Origin of the sequence: Sinorhizobium sp. P24N7, assembly GCF_042436655.1 — a bacterium.
GTDB classification, from domain to species: domain Bacteria; phylum Pseudomonadota; class Alphaproteobacteria; order Rhizobiales; family Rhizobiaceae; genus Sinorhizobium; species Sinorhizobium meliloti_A.
This window is the reverse complement of the sequence record NZ_JBHMIW010000004.1, coordinates 162,422-188,782: the sequence shown is the minus strand read 5'-3', so window position 1 is coordinate 188,782 and position 26,361 is coordinate 162,422. Positions and strand designations below refer to the sequence as shown.

General features: G+C 58.5%; 22 protein-coding genes and 1 tRNA gene. 15 read left to right on the top strand and 8 right to left on the bottom strand.

All coding sequences use genetic code 11. The features are described from left to right. Positions 1 to 124 precede the first annotated feature (124 nt). Positions 125 to 1,108: an alpha/beta fold hydrolase gene (locus tag ACFHWW_RS08375; protein WP_100672919.1), complete on the top strand. Its 984-nt coding sequence runs from the start codon at positions 125 to 127 to the stop codon at positions 1,106 to 1,108. Here ACFHWW_RS08375 and hisN read toward each other — a convergent pair. After that, complete coding sequence (gene hisN / locus ACFHWW_RS08370; protein ID WP_100672918.1) at positions 1,105 to 1,884, bottom strand: histidinol-phosphatase; 780 nt, start codon at positions 1,882 to 1,884, stop codon at positions 1,105 to 1,107. The genes ACFHWW_RS08375 and hisN overlap by 4 nt on opposite strands. Positions 1,885 to 2,183: 299 nt before the next feature. Further along, positions 2,184 to 3,065 carry an N-formylglutamate amidohydrolase gene (locus tag ACFHWW_RS08365; RefSeq protein ID WP_020487499.1) on the bottom strand — a complete coding sequence of 294 codons (882 nt, stop codon included), beginning with the start codon at positions 3,063 to 3,065 and terminating at the stop codon, positions 2,184 to 2,186. 190 nt (positions 3,066 to 3,255) lie between these two features. Between ACFHWW_RS08365 and cpdR1 the strand changes: the two genes are divergently transcribed. Together cpdR1 and ACFHWW_RS08355 are read left to right on the top strand one after the other, a co-directional pair. Then, entirely contained in the window at positions 3,256 to 3,618 is a 363-nt protein-coding gene (cpdR1, locus tag ACFHWW_RS08360) for a response regulator CpdR1 (RefSeq protein ID WP_003531148.1), read from the top strand. 280 nt (positions 3,619 to 3,898) lie between these two features. Then, positions 3,899 to 3,973, top strand: a tRNA-Val gene (locus ACFHWW_RS08355). 218 nt (positions 3,974 to 4,191) lie between these two features. Here the strand turns inward: ACFHWW_RS08355 and ACFHWW_RS08350 are convergent. The 3 genes from ACFHWW_RS08350 to ACFHWW_RS08340 form a co-directional block, all read right to left on the bottom strand. After that, a complete protein-coding gene (locus tag ACFHWW_RS08350; protein ID WP_379937967.1) occupies positions 4,192 to 5,208 on the bottom strand; it encodes a tyrosine-type recombinase/integrase in 1,017 nt (338 codons plus the stop codon). Between the two features lie 176 nt (positions 5,209 to 5,384). Continuing rightward, positions 5,385 to 5,972: a helix-turn-helix domain-containing protein gene (locus ACFHWW_RS08345; protein ID WP_379937966.1), complete on the bottom strand. Its 588-nt coding sequence runs from the start codon at positions 5,970 to 5,972 to the stop codon at positions 5,385 to 5,387. A 271-nt stretch (positions 5,973 to 6,243) separates the two neighbouring features. Next, the gene (locus ACFHWW_RS08340) at positions 6,244 to 6,984 is read right to left on the bottom strand and encodes a hypothetical protein (RefSeq protein WP_379937965.1); all 741 of its coding nucleotides are present in this window, start codon (positions 6,982 to 6,984) and stop codon (positions 6,244 to 6,246) included. A gap of 450 nt (positions 6,985 to 7,434) precedes the next feature. Here ACFHWW_RS08340 and ACFHWW_RS08335 point away from each other — a divergent pair, with 450 nt between their 5' ends. The 4 genes from ACFHWW_RS08335 (at position 7,435) to ACFHWW_RS08320 (ending at position 10,880) form a co-directional block, all read left to right on the top strand. Continuing rightward, the gene (locus ACFHWW_RS08335; RefSeq protein ID WP_379937964.1) at positions 7,435 to 7,944 is read left to right on the top strand and encodes a hypothetical protein; all 510 of its coding nucleotides are present in this window, start codon (positions 7,435 to 7,437) and stop codon (positions 7,942 to 7,944) included. Between the two features lie 185 nt (positions 7,945 to 8,129). Then, on the top strand, positions 8,130 to 8,618 hold the full coding sequence (locus ACFHWW_RS08330; RefSeq protein WP_379937963.1) for a hypothetical protein: 489 nt from the start codon (positions 8,130 to 8,132) through the stop codon (positions 8,616 to 8,618). A 755-nt stretch (positions 8,619 to 9,373) separates the two neighbouring features. After that, positions 9,374 to 10,147 (top strand): terminase large subunit domain-containing protein, encoded by a 774-nt coding sequence (locus ACFHWW_RS08325; RefSeq protein WP_379937962.1) that lies wholly within the window; start codon positions 9,374 to 9,376, stop codon positions 10,145 to 10,147. Then, on the top strand, positions 10,128 to 10,880 hold the full coding sequence (locus ACFHWW_RS08320; RefSeq protein WP_379937961.1) for a hypothetical protein: 753 nt from the start codon (positions 10,128 to 10,130) through the stop codon (positions 10,878 to 10,880). Before ACFHWW_RS08325 ends, ACFHWW_RS08320 begins: the two co-directional genes overlap by 20 nt. On the opposite strand, the gene ACFHWW_RS08315 is transcribed toward ACFHWW_RS08320, so the two are convergent. Then, positions 10,877 to 11,140 carry a helix-turn-helix domain-containing protein gene (locus ACFHWW_RS08315; RefSeq protein ID WP_379937960.1) on the bottom strand — a complete coding sequence of 88 codons (264 nt, stop codon included), beginning with the start codon at positions 11,138 to 11,140 and terminating at the stop codon, positions 10,877 to 10,879. The genes ACFHWW_RS08320 and ACFHWW_RS08315 overlap by 4 nt on opposite strands. A gap of 93 nt (positions 11,141 to 11,233) precedes the next feature. Between ACFHWW_RS08315 and ACFHWW_RS08310 the strand changes: the two genes are divergently transcribed. Further along, positions 11,234 to 11,677 (top strand): hypothetical protein, encoded by a 444-nt coding sequence (locus ACFHWW_RS08310; protein ID WP_379937959.1) that lies wholly within the window; start codon positions 11,234 to 11,236, stop codon positions 11,675 to 11,677. A 683-nt stretch (positions 11,678 to 12,360) separates the two neighbouring features. Continuing rightward, positions 12,361 to 13,032 (top strand): recombinase family protein, encoded by a 672-nt coding sequence (locus ACFHWW_RS08305; protein ID WP_379938063.1) that lies wholly within the window; start codon positions 12,361 to 12,363, stop codon positions 13,030 to 13,032. A 107-nt stretch (positions 13,033 to 13,139) separates the two neighbouring features. Here ACFHWW_RS08305 and ACFHWW_RS08300 read toward each other — a convergent pair whose 3' ends face one another. Continuing rightward, the gene (locus ACFHWW_RS08300) at positions 13,140 to 14,087 is read right to left on the bottom strand and encodes a DUF4435 domain-containing protein (protein ID WP_379937958.1); all 948 of its coding nucleotides are present in this window, start codon (positions 14,085 to 14,087) and stop codon (positions 13,140 to 13,142) included. Further along, complete coding sequence (locus ACFHWW_RS08295) at positions 14,084 to 15,463, bottom strand: AAA family ATPase (protein WP_379937957.1); 1,380 nt, start codon at positions 15,461 to 15,463, stop codon at positions 14,084 to 14,086. Before ACFHWW_RS08295 ends, ACFHWW_RS08300 begins: the two co-directional genes overlap by 4 nt. Positions 15,464 to 15,674: 211 nt before the next feature. On the opposite strand from ACFHWW_RS08295, the gene hsdR reads away from it, so the two are divergent. From hsdR to ilvD, 6 genes are all read left to right on the top strand, one after another. Continuing rightward, positions 15,675 to 19,055, top strand: a complete 3,381-nt coding sequence (gene hsdR, locus ACFHWW_RS08290; RefSeq protein ID WP_379937956.1) for a type I restriction-modification system endonuclease — start codon at positions 15,675 to 15,677, stop codon at positions 19,053 to 19,055. Then, the gene (locus tag ACFHWW_RS08285) at positions 19,037 to 19,648 is read left to right on the top strand and encodes a hypothetical protein (protein ID WP_379937955.1); all 612 of its coding nucleotides are present in this window, start codon (positions 19,037 to 19,039) and stop codon (positions 19,646 to 19,648) included. Before hsdR ends, ACFHWW_RS08285 begins: the two co-directional genes overlap by 19 nt. Further along, complete coding sequence (locus ACFHWW_RS08280; RefSeq protein WP_379937954.1) at positions 19,645 to 21,111, top strand: N-6 DNA methylase; 1,467 nt, start codon at positions 19,645 to 19,647, stop codon at positions 21,109 to 21,111. Before ACFHWW_RS08285 ends, ACFHWW_RS08280 begins: the two co-directional genes overlap by 4 nt. After that, complete coding sequence (locus tag ACFHWW_RS08275; RefSeq protein WP_379937953.1) at positions 21,108 to 22,592, top strand: restriction endonuclease subunit S; 1,485 nt, start codon at positions 21,108 to 21,110, stop codon at positions 22,590 to 22,592. The genes ACFHWW_RS08280 and ACFHWW_RS08275 overlap by 4 nt, the downstream gene beginning before the upstream one ends. Further along, complete coding sequence (locus ACFHWW_RS08270) at positions 22,589 to 23,635, top strand: endonuclease NucS domain-containing protein (RefSeq protein WP_379937952.1); 1,047 nt, start codon at positions 22,589 to 22,591, stop codon at positions 23,633 to 23,635. Before ACFHWW_RS08275 ends, ACFHWW_RS08270 begins: the two co-directional genes overlap by 4 nt. A gap of 872 nt (positions 23,636 to 24,507) precedes the next feature. After that, positions 24,508 to 26,346 (top strand): dihydroxy-acid dehydratase, encoded by a 1,839-nt coding sequence (gene ilvD / locus ACFHWW_RS08265; protein WP_018096750.1) that lies wholly within the window; start codon positions 24,508 to 24,510, stop codon positions 26,344 to 26,346. The last annotated feature ends 15 nt before the right edge of the window (positions 26,347 to 26,361 follow it).

Genomic DNA, 26,361 nt, shown 5'->3' with positions numbered 1-26,361 from the left:
TTCTCCCTTCAGCGGCCGGAAACGGTGATCGTCCGGATTTCATCCACCGTTTCCGGCTTTTTTCTTTGACGGGTGGCGGGCCGCCGCCTATCCCTATCTGCATGTTCCTTCTGGCCCGCTCCCCATGACCACGCTCCTTCATTCGATGCCGGAAAATCCGATGCCGGGCGATCCCGTGGTGGGCTTTTTCGACGGAGCCGGCAACCGTAAGATCCGCTACGCGGTGTTCAGGTCGAAGGCCCCGGTCATTCGCGGCACCATCGTCCTGCTGCAGGGTCGCAACGAGTCGATCGAGAAATATTTCGAAACGATCGGCGATCTCGTGGCCGCCGGTTTCTGGGTCGCGACCTTCGACTGGCGCGGACAGGGCGGTTCCGAACGGCTGTCGCCGCACTGGACCCACGGCCATGTGGAGGATTTCACCGATTACGAGCGCGATCTGACTATTTTCCTCGACGAGATCGTCCTGCCCGACACCCGCCTGCCCTTCTCGATCGTCGCCCATTCCATGGGAGCGCTCGTCGCCCTGTCGCTCGCTCCCATGCTCGCGAGCCGGATCGACCGGATGGTGCTGCTTGCCCCCTTCGTCGGCCTGGGCGGTCAGGCGATCGGCGAACGGGGTATCGGGGCGATCGCGACGGCCATGCGCTGGATCGGCCTCGGGAGGCTGCCGCTGAGCGCCGACAAAGGCAACCGTACCCCTTTCAAGGGCAATGTGCTGACCGCGGACGAGCGGCGCTACGCTCGCAACCTGGCGCTCATCGATGCGCGTCCGCAATTGCGGGTCGGACCGCCGACGGCCCGCTGGCTGAGCGAAGCTTTCAAAACGATCCGGCGCGTCCTCAAGCACGAACATCTGACGAGGATCACCATACCCGCCGTCATACTCGCCCCGACGGCCGATAAGCTCGTGCCGTATCTACCGGTCGAGCGGCTGGCCAGCAATTTCCGTGCGGGGCATCTGATCCCGATCGACGGCGCGCGGCACGAGCTCCTGCAGGAGGCCGACCGCTATCGTGCCCAGGCGCTGGCCGCGATCCTGGCCTTCCTGCCGGGCGCCGACGCCGAGGATCCCGCGTCCCTGCCGCGACAGTTGGAAGAGGCTTAACCCCGGCCCTTGAGGGCCTCAAGCGCCTGCGCATGCAATTCGCGGCTGCCGGCAGCTATGATTTCGCCGCCCATTTCCGCCGGCCCGCCCTTCCAGTCGGTGATGATTCCGCCCGCCTGCTCGATCAGCGGAATGAGCCCGCCGACGTCGTAGGGCTTCAGGCCGCATTCCACGACGAGATCGACATGGCCGGCTGCGAGCAGCGCGAAGGCATAGCAGTCGCAGCCGTAGCGGAAGAGCCGCACCTTCTCCTGCAATGCCTCGAAGCGTTCCTTGAGCTCGCCCGTGTAGAGGTGCGGGGATGTCGTGAACAGGACGGCATCCGAAAGCGCACGGCAGGGCCGCGTGGCGAGCACCCTCTCTCCGTCGGGTCCCCGATAGAGCGCCTTCTCGCCGTCGGCGAAAAATCGCTCGCCGGTGAAGGGCTGATCCATAAGCCCCATGACGGCCTTGCCGTTCCGGTAGAGGCCGATCAGCGTGCCCCACACCGGCAGGCCGGAGATGAATGCACGGGTCCCGTCGATCGGGTCGATGACCCAGACGAGCTCGCGGTCGAGGCCGATATTGCCGTGCTCTTCGCCGAGAATGCCGTGTTCCGGAAAGCTGCTCTCGATCAAAGCGCGGATCGAGGCCTCCGCCGATCTGTCGGCTTCCGTCACCGGGTCGAAGCCGCCTTCGAGCTTGTTGAGAACACTCGTGCCGACCCGGAAGCGCGGCATGGTTTCGGCCTTGGCGGCGTCGGCGAGACGGTCGAAGAAGGTACGGTCGGGCAGCATGTCGCTCTCTGCGAGGAAGGAGGTTCGACCTGAATAGACGAAATTCAGCGAAAGGCAACGGACCGACGTCGGCTGCCGCTTCCGTGAGGCACGCCGGAAGACGGCGCTCCGTACCGATACGAAAGTCTGCGTCTTCGAATCTTGACAATTGTGCAGCGCAGCATTACAGTTTTTCTGCAGTCACTCGTGGCTGCAAATACCCTCCTTGGGTGTTTCCTCCCTAGACTTGACCGCGCCGCTGGCGCGGTTCTTTTTGAGCAGCGTTGCGCCGCCGGGCACACAAAAGCCCTTTGGCGTTGCTATTCCGCGGCAAGCGGCAGATAGGCGGCGAAATCCTCGACGTGCCGCGCGAGCGCCGCGATAAAGGTTGCGAGGTCGGCCTCGAGTGCCGCAAATCCCGGCTTTTTGATCAGGGTTGCCTCGTCGACATAGAGGCCGCGGTTGATTTCGATCTGCAGCGCATGCAGTCCACGCGTCGGTCGGCCGTAATGTTCCGTGATGAAGCCGCCGGCATAGGGCTTGTTGCGCGCGACCGCGTAGCCGAGCTGTTCCAGAAGCTCCACCGCCACCCGGGACAGTTCCGCCGCCGCACTCGTTCCGTAGCGATCGCCGATAATGAAGTCCGGGCGATGGCCGCTTCCCGGCAGATGCACGTTGCCCGGCATCGAGTGGCAGTCAATGAGGATCGACATCCCGAACTCGACATGGGTGCGGGCGATCAGCTTTCTGAGCGTCGCATGATAGGGCTTGTAGATCGTCTCGATGCGCTCGAGCGCCTGCTCGACCGGAAAACGGCCACGATATATTTCCATATTCTCGGCGACGAGGCGCGGCACGGTGCCAAGGCCGCCGGCAACACGCATCGAACTGATATTGGCGTGCGGCGGCAAGGCGCCATCGAACATGCGCGGGTCGAGTTCGTAGGGTTCGCGGTTTACGTCCAGGAAGGCGCGCGGGAAATGCGCCCGAAGCAAGGGCGCCCCCAGAAACGTGGCGCTGCGAAACAGTTCATCGACGAAATGGTCTTCGGAGCGGCGGATGGAATGCGGATCAAGGCGCGACTGGTCGAGAAAGAACTGGGGATAATGCCGGCCGCTATGCGGCGAGTTGAAAACGAAGGGTATCCTCTGGCTTGCGGGTTCCAGAACCTCGAAAAACTCCCACTTAACCGCTTCCCCCATCGGAACCCTTTTTACCATGTCCGGTTCTTGCTATTCAGATCATGTTGCCAGTTGGTCGCCTCTGTGTCCATAGTGGCCGCCCGCTGGTTCAAGGGACTTGATCGCGCCCGTTCACCAGATATTTACCATGTTGCGGTTTGCTGAGCTGCCGCAATTCACCAGCATCCAGAAGAAGTAGCCACGGCCAGATATGACTGCGAAAATCCTCCTTGCCGAAGACGACAACGACATGCGCCGGTTTCTAGTGAAGGCGCTGGAAAAGGCTGGCTACAAGGTCCTTTCCTATGACAACGGCGCCAGCGCCTATGACCGGCTTCGCGAAGAACCCTTTTCGCTTCTCCTGACCGATATCGTCATGCCGGAGATGGATGGCATCGAGCTCGCCCGCCGGGCGACCGAACTCGACCCCGACCTGAAAGTGATGTTCATCACGGGCTTCGCCGCCGTTGCGCTGAACCCGGATTCCAAGGCGCCGAAGGATGCCAAGGTCCTTTCCAAGCCCTTCCACCTGCGCGACCTCGTCAACGAGGTCAACAAGATGCTGGCGGCCTGAGCAGCGATCTTATGTGCGCCGAGCTTCCCGGCGCACCCTTCGCCGAAGCCTGAGACCCGCTCCGCGCAAGCATTGCCTCCAAGCCGCCCTCGATCAACAGCATCGATGGCGGCTTCGTTTTCAATGCGTTAGCGCGCTCGCCGGAACTGCAGGAGGTCCGAAAAGAGTGCCGGTCCCCCTGAAATCATGCCGCGCGGACCTTGCGCATTTTCTGTCAAAAAACCTTCGAAGAGCCTATTGACGCGGGCGCCGGTTTTGTGGTCTATGCGCCGCATCGGATGGGCGTGTAGCTCAGCGGGAGAGCACTACGTTGACATCGTAGGGGTCACAAGTTCGATCCTTGTCACGCCCACCATCCTTTTCAAGGGCTTAGCGGGAAATCGCTGAGCCCTTTTTGGTCTCTGGTGCCAAATGGTGCCAAGTTGAGGCGGTGAAATGGCGCCAAAACTGCCATTCAATAGCCCCCGACCTACACTCTCACCAAGACCCTCGTGGTGTTCTGTTTGCAGCCCGTTGCAACGGGCATCGTCGCGCTTCTCGTGGTGCCAAATTTTGGCACCTGTCTGCGAACAGTTAGGCCGACTTTATCGCCTCCGCAGCGCCCATGCGAGCGCGGCGCTCCGCTTCGAGGTCGATCACGGAGGCGCGCATGTCCTCGGTGGTGACCTTCACATACACCGACTTTGTGACCCGACTTCCCGGAGCATGACCCAGGCGCGGCTGGAGAAGAGCGTCCGGCACGCCCCGCACGTGAAGCCAAGTCGCCATGGCTTTGCGCAGCACATGCGGCGTGAGCTTCAGCGGCTGCCCGTTCCGCTTCACTCCTGCCTTCTTGACCGCACTGGCAAGCGCTCGGCGAATGTTGACGAGCTTGCCGCCAAACCGGCCCGGGAACACGAGCACAGGAGGGTTCTCGCCCGCCTTCATGGCCTTGGCGCGGGACGCTTTCTTCGCTGCCGAGAGAGCCTCGGCAAGAGAGGCGCTCATCGGAATGTCCCTGTCCGAATGGCGCGTCTTCGGCGTGAAGCCGTCCTTGCGTCGAATAGATACTAACCGATTGCCAGCGTCTACGTCGGACCATTCGAGGGTGTACGCCTCGGTCTTGCGGACGCCAGTCTCAGCAAGGAAGCGCACCAGTAGCGCCCTCTGCTCACCGAGTGCGTCCAGAATGAGAGACATCTCCTCCGGCGTTGGCACGTCCACCCGTTTCACCGGCACTGGGATGCGCTCCACCTTCGGCAGCTTTTCCATGAGGCCTTTCTCCTGAGCCCACCGGAGCACCTGGAGGAAAAGGGATGTCTCAGCGTTGATTGTCGCCGCCACGCATCCCGCCTCAACGCGGTGCTTCTGATAGTCCGCCAGCTCTCTGGTGGCGATGGCGGAAACATCCGTCTCTGAGAACCGCCCCAGGATCGCCTTCAGTTTGTAACCGTCTGCCTCCAGGGACGATTGCCGCTTCTTACCGGTGGCGACACGATCGACTTGTTCGTCCAGCCAGCGCTTCGACACTTCGGACAAGGTGACACCGCTCATCTTTCGAGTGAAGCTGCGCCCCGATAGAACGCCATCGAGCTGAAGCTCTCTGAGCATCCGCTTGGCTTCCGCCAACGCTTCCGCTTTTGTCGACAGCGTGAGACGGGCGCGCTTCCCACTTGGTGACAGGTAGGGAGGAACATCGATTATCCATGCACCTGTGTGCGCACCATCTCGAATGCGCGGGGCCACTCGGAATGGTCCTATCTTCTCAGCCTCTAGTTTTGCCTTTGTCATCTCTTGGTTCTCTCCCCTTTGGTCAGACTGCGCAGGTAACTCAGTGGGTCGAGTGACCCGCCATTGTCCGGTGCAACAAGTTGCACCGGCTCCCTTGCGACGGGCGTGCGCGCCTTACGAGCCGGAACCAGCTTGGCACCGGCTCCCTGATCCCGCCGCGAATTGATGAAACTGGCCACGTCGGCTCGCCGATAGATCAGTCGCGCCCCGACCTTTGACGCCGGCAATTCGCTTCTCGGAATGCGCCGGACGAAATCTACACCACACCCCAGCATTCGAGCGACGTTCTCGACAAAGAGGAACTCACTGCCTAGTCCGTCAGGGCTGCCGACGAAGCGATGGGGATTGCCCCGCCTGTCTGCCTCGTAGGAAGCCCGCACAGACGCTCCAAGCCTGTCGAGCAGCGCAACCGCTGCCCGCCCTCCAGGAAGCATCAAGCACCCCTCTTGTGGTGCAGTGCCCAAGCTGATCAAATCAACCGGCTGCGGTACTACGTGAGGGGTGCTCATGGCCTGGAGAGGGAAGGAAGCGGCATCAAAGGTTTCAGACATCGGAAAGAAGTTTTGGTTCTTGGTGATGGACATTTAGCGCCTCTTTCAATTTTGCTTTGGCTCTCACCCTTGCACTTACCGGCGTGCAGTGGGCGAAAGACATCCGGTCTGGGCCACGTTCGGTGTGAATTGCCCTCTTCCGGCTTCAGGAAAACCCGCTCCGGGGAGCGAAGCGAACCCGGCCCCCGGAGGGGGTATTTTCGGAACTTGGATATATGTTTCTACTTAGTCCTGTTCCCCGACAGGGGACCGATACCCTGTCGGGGAACAGGGGTGTCAGGAGGAAAATCCGCCAAATTGGCGGTTATCCGCAGTTGCCTGCCACCGCCCCGCCATTCAGTTGGTCTTCCTTGAGAATTTCACCGCAGTGCTCTCGCAATTCTTCCTCCAAGGCCTCCTTCAACGCAGTGCCACGCGTCGCAGAGAGCTTCCCATTCTGTTGGAACTCAAAAATCTTGTTCTCCAGCCCTATGAAAAAGATTTGCAGCATCCCTGTCAGAGGGAAAACACCGAAGACGTTTGAACGCTCACGACCGTTGAACTGATCTGCCCTCACGCGAGCGATCGCGCCCTTTCCGGCAAGCGCGCGCAGGCCACGTGTCAGTCCCGCTTCATCAAGTCCAGTCTTCGAAATGAGAGGAAGGCCGAAGCGGTCTGTGCCATCGTCGCCGAGCAGGAAGGTCTTCCGAGGAATTTTCTCCAGGAGCTTGCCAAAGCGCAGCGTCTTCCGCTCGACGACCGCCAAAATGCGTTGCTCGGCGACCGTAAACTCCTTAAAGCGGTCGAAGATGCCCCCATTCCAGCTCTCCTTGAAGGTATTGAACCCGTAGGTGCAGGCTTCCTCCAGCAGCCCCCGCTCCCCGGCCTCTAGGCAGTCAAAGTCAGGGAACGGAAATTGCCCGTTCGGACAGAGCGAATTCAGAAACTCAGCCCCCCCATTGGTGAACCATTTTCCCTTCGGCCTACAAGCCGGCTCCGGGCCTCCAGCATCATCGAGCTCATAGTCTGTAAAATCGCGATCATCCGCGCACTGAGCGTAAGCCATCGAGATAACCATCTTCTTTATAGCAGCATTCGTCTATCTTACGTAGCAAGAGTATCCAAAATTTACAAGCAATAGCAATAACAATGCCGAAATATATTTTGACGAACACTCGAACATAGGCGATAAGACTTTCCTTCGCACTATTGAACGCACGTTACATCTGGTATAGCTTACTTCAATCTACTGATGGAGGCTTCATGATGGCGTCGAGCAAGCGAGACGTACTTATCGGATTGCACACAAACAAGGCATTCGTAGCGGAAGTGGACGCGTTTGTCGGATGTGGGCAGCCGGGAGATCAAAATTACTTTGGAAACAGGAGTGAACTGTTTCGCGTGGCTCTAATGCGACTTCTTTCAGACTTGCGAAGTGCACAGGTAGTCAAGCCAGTGCAACCCGTTGCACCGGGCACTCGTGTCTAACCCACTTTTCACCGAAAGGAATAACCACATGAGTGCTCCGCTCATCCCCAACACTTTCGTCAAGAGGGCCGATACCCCGCTCTCGCGCTCCGAGCTGGAACACCTTGAGCGTGTCGCCAAGGCAAAGGCGGTTAATGGAGCAATTGCAGCCATCAACCGTGGTCCCGAAGCGCCCGACCCTCCGAGCGTAACCCGCGCTTCTAACGGGATCGGGCAGATACTTCTCGTACCTGATAGCGCACCGCAGCCGTGTGGTGAGGCGAAGAAGGCTGCATGCGTTGATCTGCATTCTCGCGTCAAGCCGATCGCTCAGACGCTGAGCGCCGACGGAGCGCAGCTCCTCTCCCTCGTGGTCAAGGCAGATGAGGCCTATCGTGGCGCTCAGCTAATTGACCTGTCGAGCTTCTCGATGAAGTCCGCCCTGGGCGTCTCTGAGCATGAAGCTATGGCTGCACGTTCCGAACTGGAGCGGCGTGGTCTCATCGTCTTCCACGACAACGGCAGCGGACATCGCGGCTTCTATCCGCGCGTGCCCTGATCTCTGTTCTTCCATTCCTGCCTGGAAGCATCTCGCCGGGCAGGGATAACGCGGTGCCGGTGGCTTGGCGTTTGCCCTCGTCGGCAGATCGGCACCGCACCCCTTCCACGAAGCCAGTGATGGAGGCGCCAACCCACTCCCGCCCGTCGACGGGTTTCGTTCCCCACCACTGAGGATAACACACCATGACCATAAGCCCAGATTTCGCCAACACGCTCGAAAGTGACATCAATCCCGAAGCCTTTGGTCTGGTGTCGCCTCGCGACCTTCTTCAGTCGTCGCCGGACTTCTTGCTCTCACTGTCCGTGATTGACCTCTTCCGCACCTCCGAGAATGCCGCTGCCATTCCATTGGCCCTGGCTCCCGTTCTTGAAGACCTGGACGAGCAAGTCACCTTCGCCACCGAGATGGTGCGCGCCGGTCTCGTCACTATCGCTCGCCTTTTCGGTGAGGAAGCGGACCGTCCGTCCGTGGGCAAGACGGAGATGCTGGAGGCGGCATGTCAGCAGTTCACACAGGACAGCGTCCGCCTTTCAACCTTGATGATCCTCCGAGACACCCTCACCGTTCCGGCCACCAGGACTACTCGCGCGTCCGCCACCAATGGGCAAGCAACCGAGACAGTCCACCCGGGCAATACCGCTGCAAACGAGACAATCGAGACAGCGGACTAGAATTGAAACGAGACACCCAAGGAATGAAGCCAAATGGCCCGAGTATGTGTTTGCTGCGAACATCCTCAAAGGACAGCGATCGAAGCTCAGCTCGTCTCGGGTCATTCGCTTCGAGCTGTTGCCGCTGACTTCGGCCTGAAACCGGCAGCCCTTCACCGGCATGCTCAGAACCATCTTTCGGCAAGTCTAAGAGCTTCAGCCCAGGCGCACTATTGCGCGGCTCAGTCCCCGGCCACACCAGCGTCACCTAACCCACCCCAGTCTGACACGCTTCCAGAATTGCAACGCGTTGCACGGGATGAAGCACCACTCGCGTGCTCGTTGACTGCAAGGCGAGCGCTTCAGCTCGAAGAGGAGCAGCGCGCTCAACTCCCCCCTTCTCCCTCACACCAGGAAGCGGAGGGGAGCGGAGCACCGTCAAACGAGACGACACCGGCCACCGGGCACCCCTCTGTCGCACCGCTAGACCCTTATGCCTTGGCGTGTGAGCTGAGGGACAACGCAGTCACCATCTTGCGGAGCGCCTCCGCATCCGGTGACGCAAAGCTTGCCCTGGACGCAAACAGAGCTGCCGTGAATGTGCTCGATAGGCTCGCTCGCCTCATGCCACGCGACGGTGGCGACACAGCATCGGTGCCGCTTCAGCTCTCACCGGAATGGGCTCGCCTTCGTTCAGCTCTCATGGCAGCGCTGGTGCCGTTCCCAGAAGCGCGTATTGCCGTTGCTGAAGCGACCGCTGAAATGGGAGAGCCGCAATGATCTCCCGTGATCTCGCGATAGCGCTCGACCCCGCTCGCTTTATGGCGGAGGCGGGCTACCCGCCCGACCCCTGGCAAGAAACCTTTCTCCGCTCTGCATCCCCGAGAACGCTTCTCCTATGCTCTCGCCAGCTCGGGAAGAGCACCGTGACGGGAGCGCTCGCTTCACATGCCGCCATCTATCTGCCCGGCAGCCTCATTCTTCTCCTGGCGCCATCTCAGCAACAGAGCCGCGAGCTCTTCCGCAAAGTATGCGCTTTTCACCGGGAGGCTGCCGACATCGATCCAGAGGCTGAGAGCGCCCAGCGCGTCGAGCTACCGAACGGCTCTCGCATCGTCTCTCTTTCCGGCAACCCCACCACAGTGCGCGGCTTCTCCGGTCCAAAGCTCGTCATCCTCGATGAGGCAGCTTGGATTGAGGACGAGCTTTTCCATGCGGTGACCCCGATGCTTGCTGCCGGTGGCCGCTTTATAGCCATGACGACACCGAACGGGCGACGCGGTTGGTTCTATGATGCCTGGGCGGGGAATGATCCCGCGTGGTCGCGCACTCGGGTGACCGCGCTGGAAAGCCCACGCATCACCCCCGAGTTCCTCGCGCTGGAACGGGCCGCCAAGCCTGAGTGGCGTTATCGGCAAGAGTACCTCTGCGAGTTTGTCGACACAGACGAGCAGCTCTTCCCCACCGACATGATTGCGCGGGCGATCACGCGAGAGGTGACGCCACTTTTCCTTTCCCCGATGAATTTAGATGGACACCATGCCGCTTAGGATTGTTCGTGACTTCTCCGATCCGAACCACACCCGAAGGGTGATCTATGAGCCCGATCGCGTGGACGTGCCACAAGGCCGCCCGCGTGGCAGTCTTTATGTTGACCCTGATACGGGCCGGTGGCGCTCTCGCCGCGATGAAGCAAGCCCGATCAAATATTTTGTTGGCCTCGATCTCGGACAGGCTGCCGACTTCACGGCGTTCGCCGTGGTTGAAAAGGGAGAAGCAGGCCTTACCGTGCCTCATTTAGATCGAGTTCGGGGTCTGCCCTATCCTCAACTCGTCAAGATGACAGCCGATCTCATGGCCCGGCCACCGCTCGCAGGAGCCTCTCAGCTTATCGTCGACGCTACGGGCGTGGGCCGCGCAGTCTTAGACATGCTTCGCAGCGCCGATTTGCAACCTGTTGCAGTTACCATTCACGGCGGGGACAAGGTCACCGGTGCGCGCCGCGCCCCGCGTGTACCGAAGCGCGACCTCATCAACACACTCCTGGTGGTGCTCCAGGCGGGCGCCTTGAAAATTTCAAGTGAACTCCAGCATGCGAGCACCCTCGCGCGCGAACTGTCCGAAATGCGTCGGAAGCTTTCCGCCGCTGGACACGACCGCTATGGAGTTTGGAGAGATGGTGAGCATGATGATTTGGTGCTGGCCCTCGCCCTCGCCGTTTGGCGGGCTGAGCGGGCGGGGCATGTAGCTGTTTCTACCTCACTTCATCTTGGCGAATGCTAGTGCGCCTTCTTCCGCCCACCTGGCAAGGTCGCCGGAGGCGCAGCCCCTTCTGGCGGCCTCACGAAGAATTCCGATAGTTCCACCGAAAGAGCTCGCGCGAGCTTATCGAGGACGTCAACTCCAGCGTTGGCGGTTTGACGCTCAAGTTTTGCAAAGTAAGCGCGATCCACGCCAGCGTCAGCGGCCAACTTCTCTTGGGAGAGCCCCTTCGAAACTCTGATCCGACGTAAATTCCAGGCGAGAAGTGCGCGACCATTCATCCGCGCAATGAAGCGGCCCGAAGGCTATTAACCCACTGGCGATAGCCACAGGATTTCGCTATCTAAAAGTTGCATATTGGCTGGGGGTTGATGATGGAAAAGAAAAACTACGCTACCGAGAACCTTGTGTTGGGAGCGATACTGCTCGTCGGGGCCTACTGGTATTTCGGGTGGGGGAAAGACCCCAGCCCGGCCGAGAAAGCGGCTTCCACGGCCGCTATCGAAAGAGAAGAAGCTGAGTGCGCAGCTGACTTGGACTGCTGGGCTAGCAAATGGCAAGTCCGCGCCGGTCGCGATTGCCAAGCACCTATTCAGCGTTTGGCAAAGAACAACTTCGAATGGACAGATGGTTGGTCGGAACCGAAACTGCCGCGAGCCCTCTGGCTCGACAAGATGCAAAAGACGGTCACCTACGTGGGAGACAAAATCAAGTTTCAGAATGGTTTTGGGGCGTGGATCATTCACACCTATGAATGTGACTATGATCCGACAACCCACACTGTTTTAAGCGTCCGCGCAAATCCTGGACAGCTTTAGGGAAGCGTACTCGGGACGGGTTTGGTCCTGTTGTTGTTGTTGTTTAAGGGAACAATAGCCCATATTCTTCACAGCGGACGTCGACTGTAAATTCACCATTGCTGTTAATCTGACGACCCTATAGCTTGCCGGTCATTGGTCAAGGAGTGGATCGCATGGACTACGAAAAACAGATGCAGTGGAGACTATGGAAGGCATTCTTCTACATGTCTTCCGCCACACTAATGGCTAGTACAATATATTTCTTTCAAAACACCTTTGGTTACTATAATTTTATCACCGTTAGCCTGGCTATCGCGCTAGCTATATGCGTCATATTCGCATTTATAACTTCCTCAATTTTTTACGTATTAGCGTACGGTATGCGCGGTAGCTATTCAGGACCGGTGTCATCCATTCTTACTTATGGGTTTGTTGCTGGTTGCATTGTACTCTCATTCTTCGAGAGCAAGTGGATAATGCGCTTATTTGTATAGAGAATGCTCGCAGGCACGCTCTGCACGCCGCCTCGAATGACAACGGCAGCATCCGTACCCCACTAGCGCCCGTGCGATACGGACCCGCTGTCGGATTGAAGTTGTTCCTGCGCCCGTCGCTAAATTCCCATGTTTGACGTGATCTTCATTTGCGTTACATTAATGGCAACGAACGTAGCTAGTACTGTAACAGAAGGCTGCCAAGTGATGGCAAAGGGCAAATTCGTCGCTTACTACCGCGTCAGCACGGTCCGGCAGGGCGCAAGTGGTCTCGGTCTTGAAGCACAGCAAGACGCTGTCCGAGCTCACCTAAACGGTGGCAACTGGCAACTCGTCACGGAAGTCGTGGAGGTGGAGAGTGGCAAAAGGAATGATCGGCCGAAGCTCGCTGAAGCTCTCCGCCTCTGCCGATTGCACGGGGCTACGCTCATCATAGCGAAGCTCGACCGTCTGGCGCGAAATGTGGCATTCATTTCCAATCTCATGGAGAGCGGTGTTGACTTCATTGCCGTGGACTTTCCCCAGGCCAACCGCCTCACCGTTCACGTTCTTGCGGCGGTGGCTGAGCATGAACGAGAGATGATAGCCGCTCGCACCAAAGCGGCTCTTCAAGCTGCCAAGGCACGCGGTACGAAACTCGGCGGCGACCGGGGCAATTTCTCGACGATCCAGGGTATGGGACCTGCCGCAAGTGCTGCCGTTCGCGCTGCCAAGGCGTTAGAGAAGGCATCCCTGGTCGGACCAATTGCTCGTGAACTGCAGGCCCGGGGCGCTTCCCTCCGCACCATCGCTGCAGAGCTCACCTCTCGTTCCATTCCGGCCCCTCGTGGCGGGCAATGGAGCGCCGTACAGATTAAACGTGTTCTTGATCGATCCTGAAGTCTGTAATTGCCATGCATTCCAACCATGACGTTCGCCCGATCAATTCAGGACATCCTCAAATGCGCGATGATTATCGCGCAAAACAGTCGGGAGCCTGAAGCGCATCAGGCTGCCGCGATGTAAGCCATATAGTTGTTTTTTACGAAGCTTCTGAGCGAATTGGACGCTCGCGCGCGAGGCGCGGCGAACACCACCATGTTATTTGCGCCTACGGTAACGTTCATTTTCGGCGGGCATTTTGCCTTCCTACAAAACTTAGGCGTGCCTTCATGGATGGAAATCACGAACTTGGCCAAGAACCATAATAAAAACTTACCGCGTATAAACCGGGTGTAATCATTTGCACCCGTAAACTCGGCCTCTGCTGCATCTAGGTCTGAGTTCGATGCACAAGGTGCCCCAACATTTAGACTGGCAGCTTGCACCATCGCGTACTTGTTCTCGAAAGTTATAGAGAGGACCCCGTCTGAGATATTGAAGAAGTCTTTCAGATCCAACTTGTTAAGAGGCGCATTGGCCTGGGCTTTACGCCAGAGCAGTATCTGCGCCATGAGCGGCACAAGTGCCAACCTAAAGCGCTCAACCTCGCGGTCGAACAAGGACGAGAGCGTGTCGGTTTCGTCTACCTCCAAGTTTTGGATATTGAATACCTCACTGATCAAACGGTGGAGCAAACCTGAAGATATGACGTCATTCTCTATGCTATATCCATCAGTCACGTAGACGTTATCTGCAAGTACAAATCCAGCATCATTTATATAATCGGACAAGTCGCGATCTACAAAGAAGCAAACTCGCTGGCTGGCAAATCGGGACCAGTCCAAAGCTGAACGCACTTCAAATACCTTTTCCTTTCCGCCGCATGGGAAAAGTGCGACGGTCCAATCTGAAGGAATAGAAGCCTCAATGATACTTCTGTAAAACATCGGATCTTCTTTTCCTTCGATGAAGCCATATACTTGCTTAGCTGCTTTTTGATACCTGAGTAAAAAATTATGGTGCGCCTCATTGATACTCGTCAGCGCGCTTGAATGGAGGTCAAGCATGCTCATTTAAGGTTGCCCCAATCTGGCCCAGTCAAGAATTCTCCCAACGCGTGTGCTTTCTTCTTCAACTCATTGTCATAGATAAACGGCGAGTGCGTCACGGCCACAAGGCCAGAGCAAAATTCGCCGTTCTTAATGTCCATCAGAAATCTCCGCTGCCATGGTACCGAAAGCGACAATTCGGGTTCGTCAATCAACACGAAGAACTGAGATCGGCCCGACAGATATAGGTGGCTGAATAGCGAGACTATCTGCTTTTCACCGGATGACAGATCTGACAATTGGACGTCACTTTCTTTACTCGTTGTGCCTCTATCAGGCGTTCTATCCGCCCAAACGATCCGAAATAAAAAATTTTGAGCATCGTAGACGAAAACCTTATCCCGAATATAGCTAGAGCAAAGCTCACAAAATGACGTTATAGACCTTTCCTTGTCTTGCAGTGATCTCTGGAACGCCAGAAGTTTGGAAAAATAGTGATAGATTATCTGCTCGTGTTCAGTAGGAGGGCTGGAGCTAGTTCGAGCTTTAGTAATTATTTCGCGAAGATGCTGCTTTTGACCCTCATTTAATATGGGATCGCCCACTCGGTTGAGAACTGCAGAAACCGTTTCGGGTGAGGCAGTAGTTATTTCCTTGTACTCTGTAGTTCGGTAATCGCGGTCGACCACCTCTCCAAGGTAGCCAAGCGTTAGTGTATTAAGGCCGGCGTTCGCAAAGGTACTGATATTTTTAAGTGCAGTGTCAATAGCCCGCTTAACATCTGCCATGCCAAATTCAACGAGCTCGATATAAACATCGTCGGCTTCCGACTGGACTGCCAATCGGTTTCGCCTTAGATCATCAGGGTCAATCCCTGCATAAATGCTAGTTAGTTCGCGCTCAATCCTACGGTATGTCGGAAGATAAAGGATCTGAGCGTCAATGGCCTCATTAATTTTAGACTGGAGATCATTAAGCCTTTCGGCAGTTTTGTTATCGAACAAGCTGAATTGTCCACGAAAGTTGCTTGGTATATAATGTTCAGCGAGAGCATTCAATTCATCCAGTCGACCCTCCGCTTCTAACATGCGAAAGCGGTTACGAACCGATGAGGGAACACGCGGGAACAACGATTTGTAATCCGTCGGGACGCGGATCATGGAAGATTTCAGAGCAAATCGCCGCCCATCGATAATTGCGGAAACTTCATCGAACCTGAATTTCGCGAGTTCCGAAAATCGTCCTGCGAGGAAACAGAACATGATCCGCAGGATGGTGGTTTTACCCGTTCCGTTTTCGCCCACCAGGATCAGTGTGTTATCGGTAATCTCTAACTCAACATTATGCCTACCATTCAGGTTGGTGATCTCGAACTTAGTCAGAACTGGTCGGGTGGACATTTGCTCTTTTTCCCTAGTTTGGCGGCACATTATCGCTTATCGTTGAAGTTGCAACGGCTTTCGCCGATCGTATTTGCGAGGCGGCCCGACCTATCGCCGTTGCGGTCCGACTTTCGCTGGGATAGCTCCCCTAGCAAGGCCTACAATCCCACTCAGGCGCTGGACAGATACTCACCATCTCGTGCAATGATTGCAGCCACGGGGAGCGGGTATGGTTGTATCACTGAACTTTGAGTTTCTTGAAGCGCACGACAGGCGACTTGCATTGTTGGGCGGGTTTGCGGAGCAGTATTTCAGCGACGATCCATCGACATCGATCGTGAAGCTACGGCAGTTCGCCGAACTTATGGCGAAGATGATCGCTGCGCGTCATGGCTCCTACCGTGACGAACGAGAAACCTTCGAGGAAACGCTGCGGCGTCTCTCCTACGACAGGGTCATCCCGCAAGAGGTCGCCGACGTTTTCCACACGCTGCGCAAGGCGGGCAACACCGCCGTCCACGAGGCCGAGGGTAACCACGCCAACGCGCTGACCTCACTCAAATTCGCCCGCTCGCTCGGTGTCTGGTTCCACAGAACCTATGGAAAGGAGCCAGGCTTCAGTCCCGGCGCTTTTGTCCCGCCACGGGGGCCCATCAATGCCACGGCACCGCTTCGCGAGGAAATCGAGGAGTTGCGGCGCAAAGTTGCGGAGAGCGAGGACGCGGCCACTTCTGCCCGTCGTGAGGCCGAGGAACATGCTCGCGCTCGCGAGACGATCGAGGAACGGTTGAAGCGTCAGGCGGAGGAGAGGGCAACCTGGGAGCAGCTTGCGCAAGAAAGCGAGGCGGAGAAGGAAGCCATCGCTGCCAAGCTCGCTAGCCTCCAAGCGGCGGCAGCAGCCGCCACTCCCATCGAGGTTCAGGAGCTTGTCGAGCGGGGCGAGCAGGCAGCAGTCAGGATCGACCTAGATGAAAGCCAGACCCGCGCCATTATAGATCAGCAGCTTCGAGACCGGGGATGGGAGGCAGATACCAAATCACTTCGTTACGGTGCGGGTATCCGTCCCGCCAAAGGACGTAACATGGCGATTGCCGAGTGGCCCACGGCGAACGGCCCCGCCGATTACGCGCTGTTCATCGGCACCATGCTGGTTGGCGTCGTTGAGGCGAAGCGCCGCCGCAAGAACGTCTCCGCTGCCATCGATCAGGCCGAACGTTACTCAATTGGGATCAGGCACAGCGCGGACTTCGTCTCGGCTGGCGGCCCGTGGGGGGAGCATCGCGTTCCTTACGTCTTCGCCGCCAACGGCCGTTCCTACCTGAAGCAGATTGAGACCGAGAGCGGCATCTGGTTTCGCGATACCCGCAGGGGTTCCAATCACCGCCGTGCGCTGGTGGACTGGGTGACGCCGGACGGCATTGCGCGGCTGCTGGAGATCGATCTCGATGCGGCCAACGCAACGCTGAAGGCCCAGCCGTTCGAGTTCGGCTTTCCGCTGCGGCCTTATCAGGAGGCTGCGATCCGCGCCGTGGAGGCAGCGCTCTCTGCTGAGCAACGGTCCATGCTGGTTGCGATGGCGACTGGCACCGGCAAGACCAAGCTCGCCATTGCCATGCTCTACCGGCTTCTGTCAGCCAAACGCTTCCGACGTATTTGCTTCGTCGTGGATCGCAGCACCCTTGGTCACCAGACTGAAGGCGAGTTCTCGACCACTAAGGTCGTATCAGGCAAGACCTTTGCCGAGATTTTCGGCCTCCTGGGGCTGGAGGACGTCACGCCCGATCTGGAAACCAAGGTCCACATCTGCACGATCCAGGGGTTAGTGAAGCGCGTCCTTTATGCTGCCGACACCGCCGACGCTCCGCCCGTCGATCAGTATGATCTCATGGTCATAGATGAGTGCCATCGCGGTTACCTACTTGACCGGGAGATGTCCGACGCCGAATTGAGCTTCCGGGGCCAAGAGGACTACATCTCCAAGTACCGGCGCGTGCTCGAATACTTCGATGCCGTGAAGATCGGCCTGACAGCCACGCCCGCGCTGCATACCACCGACATTTTTGGCGAGCCGATCTTCCGCTACTCCTATCGGGAGGCAGTGATTGACGGCCACCTGATTGACCACGAGCCACCGATCCGGATCGAAACCGCTCTGGCCCGGTCGGGCATCGGCTTCTCGGAAGGGCAGCAGGTCGAGTATCTCGTCCCGGAGACCGGCGAGATCAACACGGCGACCCTACCCGACGAAATTCATTTCGAGGTGGAGCAGTTCAACAAGCAGGTGATCACGCCGGAGTTCAATCGCGTGGTCGCCGAGGAACTGGCGAAGCACATCGATCCGGCGCTCCCCGGCAAGACGCTGATCTTCGCCGCCACCGATGCCCACGCCGACATGGTGGTTGATGCGATCAAGAAGGCGTTTGGGGATGCCTATGGTGAGATCGACGATGCAGCGGTGAAGAAGATCACCGGCAGCGTCGACAAGGTGCAGAACCTGATCCGGTCCTTCCGCAACGATGCCAATCCACAGATCGTCGTCACGGTTGATCTTTTGACCACCGGCGTTGACGTGCCGAAGATCACCAACCTCGTATTCCTGCGTCGGGTGAACAGCCGCATCCTCTACGAACAGATGATCGGGCGCGCGACGCGACAATGCTCCGGGATCGGCAAGGAGGTGTTCCGTATCTTCGATGCTGTCGATCTCTACCCGCATCTGCAGAACCTGACAGACATGAAGCCGGTCGTCGTTAATCCATCGATCAGCTTCGAGCAGCTTGTCCGCGAGATCGTCGAGGCGACCGATGATCCCCATCGAGAGACCATTCGCGAGCAGATGGCCGTGAAGCTCCGCCGCCGCCTCAAGAGGCTACCGGAGGAAGCGCGGCAGCGGTTCGAGGCAGTCGCGGGCGAAACGCCGGAGGCGATGCTGCAACGGTTGCTGGCTGATGACGCGCCCGCGCTTTCTGCCTGGCTGAAAGTTCGCGTTGGAATAGGTCCGATCCTCGATTGGCAGGGCGATGCCGGCACCCCTCGTATCGTACCGATCTCTCCCCACAGTGATCAGGTCGTTACCGTTACACGAGGTTACGGCGAGGCGCAGAAGCCGGAGGACTTCCTCGATAGCTTCGTGGCCTTCGTCCGCGATAATGTGAACAGCATCGCCGCACTCAAGCTCGTCGTGACACGCCCACGCGATCTCACCCGTGCCGACCTGAAGGAGCTTCGCCTCGCGCTCGACCGCAGGGGCTATTCGGAAGCCAATCTACGCCGTGCCTGGGCGGATGCGAAAAACGAGGAGATCGCGGCCTCGATCATAGGCTTCGTGCGCCAGGCGGCGATTGGCGATCCGCTCACTCCTTACGAAGATCGCGTGAGGTCGGCGATGCGCGTCATTATCGCCAGCCGCCAATGGACCGAGCCGCAAAAGCGTTGGCTGAAGCGGATCGGAGAGCAGATCGAAAAAGAAGTGGTTGTTGATCGCGAAGCCATCGACAAGGAGCCTTTTATTGCCGATGGAGGCTTTAACCGCCTCAACAAGGTGTTCGGCGGGGAGCTTGAAGGCATCCTCGCCGGGATCAATGAAGAAATGTGGAAGAAAACGGCATAGGCATGAGCGTATTTGAGGAAATTTCGGAACCTGCAGACAATTCTACAGATGGAGACGGCTCCGTTTTTGGCGAATGGCTGCGCCATGAGATGCAGCAAAAGGGTCTCACAATCGGGGCTTTGGTGGATAAAACCGGGATCACCTACACCGGGATCTGGAACATCGTTAAGGGGAACACTGTGTCCCCTCGCAAAGAGACCCGTCAGAAGCTGGCAAATGCGTTAAATGAAGTCATCCCGGCGGCCGTAGAAGCTGAGATCGAGAGCCAGTCCATTCCCCTGCCAGGTTTCGAGTGGGTGGACTTTACGCCAACTGATCTAGAGACGGTGCCGCAATCAAGCGGTGTGTATGTCTTCTACGATATCACCGACCGCCCGGTCTATGTCGGGAAATCAAGTAAGAGCGTCCGCATTCGGGTCAAGGATCATCAAACGCGCTTTTGGTTCAAGGCACCTCTCGTTGTCCGAGGCGCCTTTCTTGCTGTGCCGGATGCAGACCTGTGCCTTAAGATCGAAACGATCTTGATCAAATTCCTGGGAAAGCACGCTCTCTTAAACACCAAGGGTGTGGTTCGTGACGGAGACGAAGCATGACCACCACCACTGATATCGTTGCCAAGCTCTGGAGCCTCTGCAACGTCCTGCGCGACGATGGCGTCACCTACAACGAGTATGTGACCGAACTCACCTACCTCCTATTCCTGAAGATGCTGGAGGAAACGGGACGCGAGGAGCGTTTACCTGAGGGCTATCGCTGGAGCGCCCTAGCCGCAGGCGAAGGCATCGAGCAGCTCGACTATTACAAGGCGATGCTGCTCGAATTGGGCAAGGCCAAGGACGGTCTCGTAAGTGCCATCTTCACAGATGCCCAGACACGGCTCAGAAAGCCGACCAACCTCAAGGCGCTGACCTCCAACATCGATCAGCTCGACTGGTTCTCCGCGCGCGAGGAAGGACTGGGCAATCTCTATGAAGGCCTTTTGGAGAAGAATGCCGCCGACAAGAAATCCGGCGCAGGGCAATACTTCACGCCGCGTCCGCTGATCGATTGCATCGTCCGTCTCATGCAGCCGCAACCTGGAGAAGTCGTGCAGGACCCGGCAGCGGGTACGGCTGGCTTCCTCGTCGGCGCTGACCGTTACATCAAGGATCACACCGACGATCTCTATAAACTCTCGCCGGAGGAGGCGCATTTCCAACGCAACAACGCCTTTGTCGGGGCGGAACTCGTCCCCGACACCCATCGCCTTTGCATGATGAACCTGTTGTTGCACGGGATCGAGGGCGGCGTGGTGAACGTCGACACGCTGTCGCCAGATGGCGAGGCGCTGTCAAAGGCCGATCTGATCCTGACCAACCCGCCCTTCGGCACCAAAAAGGGGGGCGGTCGTCCGACCCGTTCCGACTTCTCGGTGACGGCGGACACATCGAACAAGCAGCTTGCCTTTGTCGAGCATATCGTCCGTGCCCTGAAGCCCGGGGGTCGCGCAGCAGTGGTCGTTCCCGACAACGTGCTGTTTGAGGACAACACCGGGCGGCGGCTGCGCACCTGGTTGATGGAGCTTTGCGACCTGCACACGATCCTGCGGCTACCGACCGGCATCTTTTACGCGCAAGGGGTCAAGACCAACGTGCTCTTCTTCCAGCGCGGCAGGACCGACAAAGGCAATACCAGTGCCGTCTGGGTCTATGATTTGCGGGCGAACATGCCTGCTTTCGGTAAGACGCGTCCGCTGACAGTCGCCGACTTCGCTGACTTCGAGGCGGCTTACGGCGCGGACGCGAACGGCGAAGCGGAGCGTCAGGAACGGGGTGAGGATGGACGCTGGCGGTGTTTCAGCCGTGAGACCATCGCGGCTCGCAATGACAATCTCGACATTAGCTGGCTCCGCGACACAGAAGCCGAGGCTGAGGAAGCTTTGACCGAGCCGGAGGACATTGCTGCCGCTATCATCGGCCATCTCTGGGCCGCGCTGGAAGAGATCGAGGCGCTGTCGGAAGAATTGGAGCCGGATAGGGTCACAGAAGCCGCCGCCATCGTAGAGGCTGCGGAATGAGTGAAGAGCGGTGGGAAATTCCTCAAACCTGGTCTTGGGCATCCGTGGGGGAGATTGCCGATGTGGTTGGGGGCGGTACGCCGCCAACCGGAGATGAGAATAACTTCGCGGGCGAGGGAATTGCTTGGCTCACACCTGCTGACTTGACTGGATATTCAGAAACCTACATCGCTCGGGGTCGACGTGATCTGAGCGAAAGAGGCTATCGAGTATCTGCAGCCCGCATTATGCCAGCGGGCACAGTATTGTTTTCGTCTAGAGCACCCATCGGCTATTGCGCTGTTGCCTCGGGCGAAATCACCACCAATCAGGGGTTCAAGAGTTTTGTTCTGAAGGGCGGCATCCGTCCGGAGTATTTGAGGCACTATCTTCTTGCATCGGTGGACTATGCCGAGAGCAAAGCAAGCGGCACCACGTTCAAAGAGCTGTCTGGGAGCCGGGCGGCGGAAATTGCGGCCCCTATAGCCCCACTCCCGGAGCAGCAGCGGATCGTCACGAAAATCGACAGCGTTATCAGCAAAACCAAACGCGCCCGCGATCACCTCAACCACATCCCCCGTCTTGTGGCTAAATACAAACAGGCCGTGCTCGCGGCGGCATTCCGGGGGGATTTGACGAAGGAGTGGCGAACTGAGGGAGGTGGGGAACCGAGTGAGGCTTCGAGCAATCGGATAACTTTGCGCAGTTCCGCAAACACCGGAACGCGCGTACAGAAGACCGGAGATGTTACTCCAGATCAGATCGCCGGGATGTGGAGCGCGCCCGCACATTGGCATTGGCGGCAGGTTGGCGATTGCGCTTTCGTGACAAAGTTGGCGGGGTTCGAGTACACAAAGCACGTCAAGTACAGTCCAAACGGCGATCTTCGGGTAATCAAGGCTGAAAATGCAGGGCCCGAGGGTTTTCGCGAGACGGATTACTCTCGTGTAGCATCCGACGCTGTTGGAGGGTTGACCCGCTCCCGACTTCTTGGGGGCGAACTCCTAGTTGTTTTTGTCGGGGCCGGAACTGGAAATGTGGCAGTCGTGCCAGAAGCAGACGACTTCTTCCTCGGTCCAAACATAGCGATGGCTCGTCCATTCACAGACGTAGCAATTAGCCGCTATCTAGAATTGTTCTTCCGGTCATCGAAGGGAAGAGAACTACTTCTCATGACGTCGAAGGCGGTAGCTCAACCTTCCCTGTCAATGGGCGCCATACGGTCAACGCCTGTGCTGCTTCCTTGCGTGGCTGAGCAAGTGGAAATAGTTCGCCGCGTCGACGCCGCGCTTATATGGATCGACCGCCTAGCCTCCGACGCCACCAGCGCCCGTAAGCTGATCGACCATCTCGACCAGGCCGTACTCGCCAAAGCCTTCCGGGGCGAACTGGTGCCACAAGACCCGACCGACGAGCCCGCCAGTGTATTGCTGGATCGGATTAGGGCTGAACGTGGAACAACCACAAAGGCTGGACGCGGACGAAAGGCGACTACCACATGACCCGGCTCTATCGGCTCTCGGGCAGTGCGCTGGAACCCATCTCGCGCGGAAAACTCGTCAACGAGAACTTGATAGAGGGGTGGATTGAGCGTCAGCCTGATCTACTCGGTCTCGACCTCCTCGTCATCGGCAGGCAGGTCGTGACGGAGTTCGGTGGAAGGATCGACCTCTTGGGCATCGACGCGGATGGCAACCTCGTTATTATCGAACTTAAGCGAGACCGCACGCCGCGAGAGATCATTGCGCAGGTTCTCGATTATGCCAGCTGGGTGTCCGACCTTACAACCCGGCAGGTGCATGATCTCGCGACTGGGTATTTGAACGGGCAACTCGATACGACTTTTCGGGAGCGGTTCGGTGCTGCTCTACCGCAAACTCTCAATGAAACCCACTCCATGGTGATCGTTGCCAGCGCCTTCGACGCCTCTTCCCAGCGTATCGTCCGTTATTTATCGGAGAGGCACGATATTGCGATAAACACGGCCTTCTTTTCGGTCTTCGAGGACGAGGGCCGCACGCTGCTGGCAACGGACTGGTTGCTGGATCAAGCCGAAGTTGCCGAGCGGTCCGAGGCGCGCGTCCAAGCCCCATGGTCGGGCCTCTGGTATGTCAATGTAGGTGAGGGCAGCAACCGAGCATGGGAAGACATGCGTCGGCTGGGCTTCATCTCTGCAGGGGGCGGTGATTGGTACTCAGGCCCGTTGCAGCGACTGCAGATCGGAGATCCGATTTTTGCCTACCAGAAGCAGGCCGGATATGTGGGCTACGGAAAGGTCGCTTCGACTGCCGTCATGGCGCGGGACTTCGAGACACGCCAGGGACCACTTCTGGATCAGGCGCTGGTTCAGCCAAACCTCGCTCATGATCGGGATGATCCAAAGCGGTCGGAATACGTTGTAGGAGTGGAGTGGCTGAGGACGATCCCTCTCCCAGAGGCGAAGTGGGCAGAGGGTCTGTTCGCGAACCAGAACATCGTTTGTAAACTGCGGGATCCAAAGACGGTTGACTTCCTGAAAGAGCAGTTTGGGGTGGTGATCGACTGAAAATGCTAACGTCCTGGGCAGAGAGTTATCTCAGAGGCAAACTTCTCCTCACCCACCTCCTGCAACGTGTTGCAAAGTGCCGTGGCGTCACCGTGGAAGGCGCGCGGGAGCGTGAACCTATTCCCATTTATGCGCTCGGGCTCGATTTTGATGAGCATGGCGTTTCCGTCATAGAGGCCGTGGGAATTCCGGCGTAGACGGTGCCAAATGGTGCCAACTTAGTCCCCAAGTGGGGCACAAACAGGCCACAAACTCACCTCCAATTAGCACCGGCTAGCCCTTGCTGCTATCCCACGGAACACCTCTTATCTGATGATAGGTGATTGTTTTCATTGAATACAGTGGCGCCTTTTCATCTTTAGCAAAAGGCGGGCGGACGGCGGGCACGATTTTGACATCGTAGGGGTCACAAGTTCGATCCTTGTCACGCCCACCATCCCAGTTTCAAAAGGGCTTACGGGAGACCGCAAGCCCTTTTTCAATTCCCCCAGCCTCGCTGATCCGAGCAGAGCATTTTCCGCCCGTAACCGAAGCCCGGTCCGGAACCTCTAAACGGCGGCGATTCTGCCGGCTTGTCGAAAGCGCGCGGGTTTTCGAATCGTTGTCACATGGTCTTCATGTTCGCTTGTTAAGAGATACCCACCTCGCCATTGACCACGGATGTACTGGCATCGGCTGAAGGTGTTGAGGAAGGTCGGGTTCAGCCCGGCCTTTTTTCTTGCGCGGAGCCGAGCCGGTGCGAGCACGCGCCGCCGGAAATAATCTGGCGCGGAAGATGACGCGCGCGCAATTTTGCGCTACTACCCCCCTGCAACGGCGCTCTGCGATCGCCACATCCGCCTAATGACATTCGTCCGTGAAGGAACACGTTCATGCCTGCCTATCGCTCCCGCACCACCACCCACGGCCGCAACATGGCCGGCGCCCGCGGCCTCTGGCGCGCGACGGGCATGAAGGACAGCGACTTCGGCAAGCCTATCATCGCGGTGGTGAACTCGTTCACGCAGTTCGTGCCGGGCCATGTGCATCTGAAGGACCTCGGCCAGCTCGTCGCGCGCGAGATCGAGGCGGCCGGCGGCGTCGCCAAGGAATTCAATACGATCGCGGTCGACGACGGCATCGCCATGGGCCATGACGGCATGCTCTACTCGCTGCCCTCGCGCGAGATCATCGCCGACAGCGTCGAATATATGGTGAACGCCCATTGCGCCGACGCCATGGTCTGCATCTCCAATTGCGACAAGATCACCCCCGGCATGCTGATGGCGGCATTGCGCCTCAACATTCCGGCCGTCTTCGTCTCCGGCGGGCCGATGGAGGCCGGCAAGGTGGTGCTGCACGGCAAGACGCATGCGCTCGACCTCGTCGACGCGATGGTCGCTGCCGCCGACGACAAGATTTCCGACGAGGACGTCAAGATCATCGAGCGCTCCGCCTGCCCGACCTGCGGCTCCTGCTCCGGCATGTTCACGGCCAATTCGATGAACTGTCTGACCGAGGCGCTTGGCCTGTCGCTGCCCGGCAACGGCTCGACGCTCGCGACCCATGCCGACCGCAAGCGCCTGTTCGTCGAGGCCGGCCACCTCGTCGTCGATCTGGCGCGCCGCTATTACGAGCAGGAGGATGAGCGGGTGCTGCCCCGCAACATCGCCACCAAGCAGGCCTTCGAGAACGCCATGGCGCTCGACATCGCCATGGGCGGCTCGACCAATACGGTGCTCCACATCCTTGCCGCCGCCTATGAGGGCGAGATCGACTTCACCATGGACGATATCGACCGGCTGTCGCGCAAGGTCCCGTGCCTGTCGAAGGTCGCTCCGGCGAAAGCCGACGTGCACATGGAAGACGTACACCGGGCCGGCGGCATCATGTCGATCCTCGGCGAGCTGGACAAGGGCGGCCTTATCAACCGCGACTGCCCGACTGTCCACGCCGAGACGCTCGGCGCCGCCATCGACCGCTGGGACATCACCCGCACGTCGAGCGACACTGTCCGAAACTTCTTCCGCGCCGCTCCCGGAGGCATTCCGACGCAGGTCGCCTTCAGCCAGGAGGCACGCTGGGACGAGCTCGATACCGACCGCGAAAACGGCGTCATCCGGTCGGTCGAACATCCCTTTTCGAAGGATGGTGGCCTCGCGGTACTCAAGGGCAACATCGCGCTCGACGGCTGCATCGTGAAAACCGCGGGCGTGGACGAGAGCATCCTGAAATTCTCCGGCCCGGCGCGCGTCTTCGAGAGCCAGGACGCCGCCGTGAAGGGCATCCTCTCCAACGAGATCAAGGCCGGCGACGTCGTCGTCATCCGCTACGAGGGGCCGAAGGGCGGACCGGGGATGCAGGAAATGCTCTACCCCACGAGCTACCTGAAGTCGAAGGGTCTCGGCAAAGCCTGTGCGCTGATCACCGATGGACGCTTCTCCGGCGGCACCTCCGGTCTTTCGATCGGCCACGTCTCGCCCGAAGCGGCGAACGGCGGAACGATCGGGCTGGTGCGCGAGGGCGACATGATCGATATCGACATTCCGAACCGGACCATCAGTCTGCGGGTGGACGAGGCCGAGCTTGCCGCTCGCCGCGCCGAACAGGACGCCAAGGGCTGGAAGCCGGTCGAGCAACGCAAGCGCCGGGTGACGACCGCGCTCAAGGCCTACGCGGCCTTTGCGACATCAGCCGACCGCGGCGCCGTGAGAGATCTGGGCGACCGTTAAGCTAACGGCATTGCA

Excerpts from the sequence above, each read along its gene's own strand:
- ACFHWW_RS08375 (WP_100672919.1), top strand. The coding sequence starts at position 125 with ATGACCACGCTCCTTCATTCGATGCCGGAAAATCCGATGCCGGGCGAT.
- hisN (WP_100672918.1), bottom strand. The coding sequence starts at position 1,884 with ATGCTGCCCGACCGTACCTTCTTCGACCGTCTCGCCGACGCCGCCAAG.
- ACFHWW_RS08365 (WP_020487499.1), bottom strand. The coding sequence starts at position 3,065 with ATGGGGGAAGCGGTTAAGTGGGAGTTTTTCGAGGTTCTGGAACCCGCA.
- cpdR1 (WP_003531148.1), top strand. The coding sequence starts at position 3,256 with ATGACTGCGAAAATCCTCCTTGCCGAAGACGACAACGACATGCGCCGG.
- ACFHWW_RS08350 (WP_379937967.1), bottom strand. The coding sequence starts at position 5,208 with ATGCTCAGAGAGCTTCAGCTCGATGGCGTTCTATCGGGGCGCAGCTTC.
- ACFHWW_RS08345 (WP_379937966.1), bottom strand. The coding sequence starts at position 5,972 with ATGTCCATCACCAAGAACCAAAACTTCTTTCCGATGTCTGAAACCTTT.
- ACFHWW_RS08340 (WP_379937965.1), bottom strand. The coding sequence starts at position 6,984 with ATGGCTTACGCTCAGTGCGCGGATGATCGCGATTTTACAGACTATGAG.
- ACFHWW_RS08335 (WP_379937964.1), top strand. The coding sequence starts at position 7,435 with ATGAGTGCTCCGCTCATCCCCAACACTTTCGTCAAGAGGGCCGATACC.
- ACFHWW_RS08330 (WP_379937963.1), top strand. The coding sequence starts at position 8,130 with ATGACCATAAGCCCAGATTTCGCCAACACGCTCGAAAGTGACATCAAT.
- ACFHWW_RS08325 (WP_379937962.1), top strand. The coding sequence starts at position 9,374 with ATGATCTCCCGTGATCTCGCGATAGCGCTCGACCCCGCTCGCTTTATG.
- ACFHWW_RS08320 (WP_379937961.1), top strand. The coding sequence starts at position 10,128 with ATGGACACCATGCCGCTTAGGATTGTTCGTGACTTCTCCGATCCGAAC.
- ACFHWW_RS08315 (WP_379937960.1), bottom strand. The coding sequence starts at position 11,140 with ATGAATGGTCGCGCACTTCTCGCCTGGAATTTACGTCGGATCAGAGTT.
- ACFHWW_RS08310 (WP_379937959.1), top strand. The coding sequence starts at position 11,234 with ATGGAAAAGAAAAACTACGCTACCGAGAACCTTGTGTTGGGAGCGATA.
- ACFHWW_RS08305 (WP_379938063.1), top strand. The coding sequence starts at position 12,361 with ATGGCAAAGGGCAAATTCGTCGCTTACTACCGCGTCAGCACGGTCCGG.
- ACFHWW_RS08300 (WP_379937958.1), bottom strand. The coding sequence starts at position 14,087 with ATGAGCATGCTTGACCTCCATTCAAGCGCGCTGACGAGTATCAATGAG.
- ACFHWW_RS08295 (WP_379937957.1), bottom strand. The coding sequence starts at position 15,463 with ATGTCCACCCGACCAGTTCTGACTAAGTTCGAGATCACCAACCTGAAT.
- hsdR (WP_379937956.1), top strand. The coding sequence starts at position 15,675 with ATGGTTGTATCACTGAACTTTGAGTTTCTTGAAGCGCACGACAGGCGA.
- ACFHWW_RS08280 (WP_379937954.1), top strand. The coding sequence starts at position 19,645 with ATGACCACCACCACTGATATCGTTGCCAAGCTCTGGAGCCTCTGCAAC.
- ACFHWW_RS08275 (WP_379937953.1), top strand. The coding sequence starts at position 21,108 with ATGAGTGAAGAGCGGTGGGAAATTCCTCAAACCTGGTCTTGGGCATCC.
- ACFHWW_RS08270 (WP_379937952.1), top strand. The coding sequence starts at position 22,589 with ATGACCCGGCTCTATCGGCTCTCGGGCAGTGCGCTGGAACCCATCTCG.
- ilvD (WP_018096750.1), top strand. The coding sequence starts at position 24,508 with ATGCCTGCCTATCGCTCCCGCACCACCACCCACGGCCGCAACATGGCC.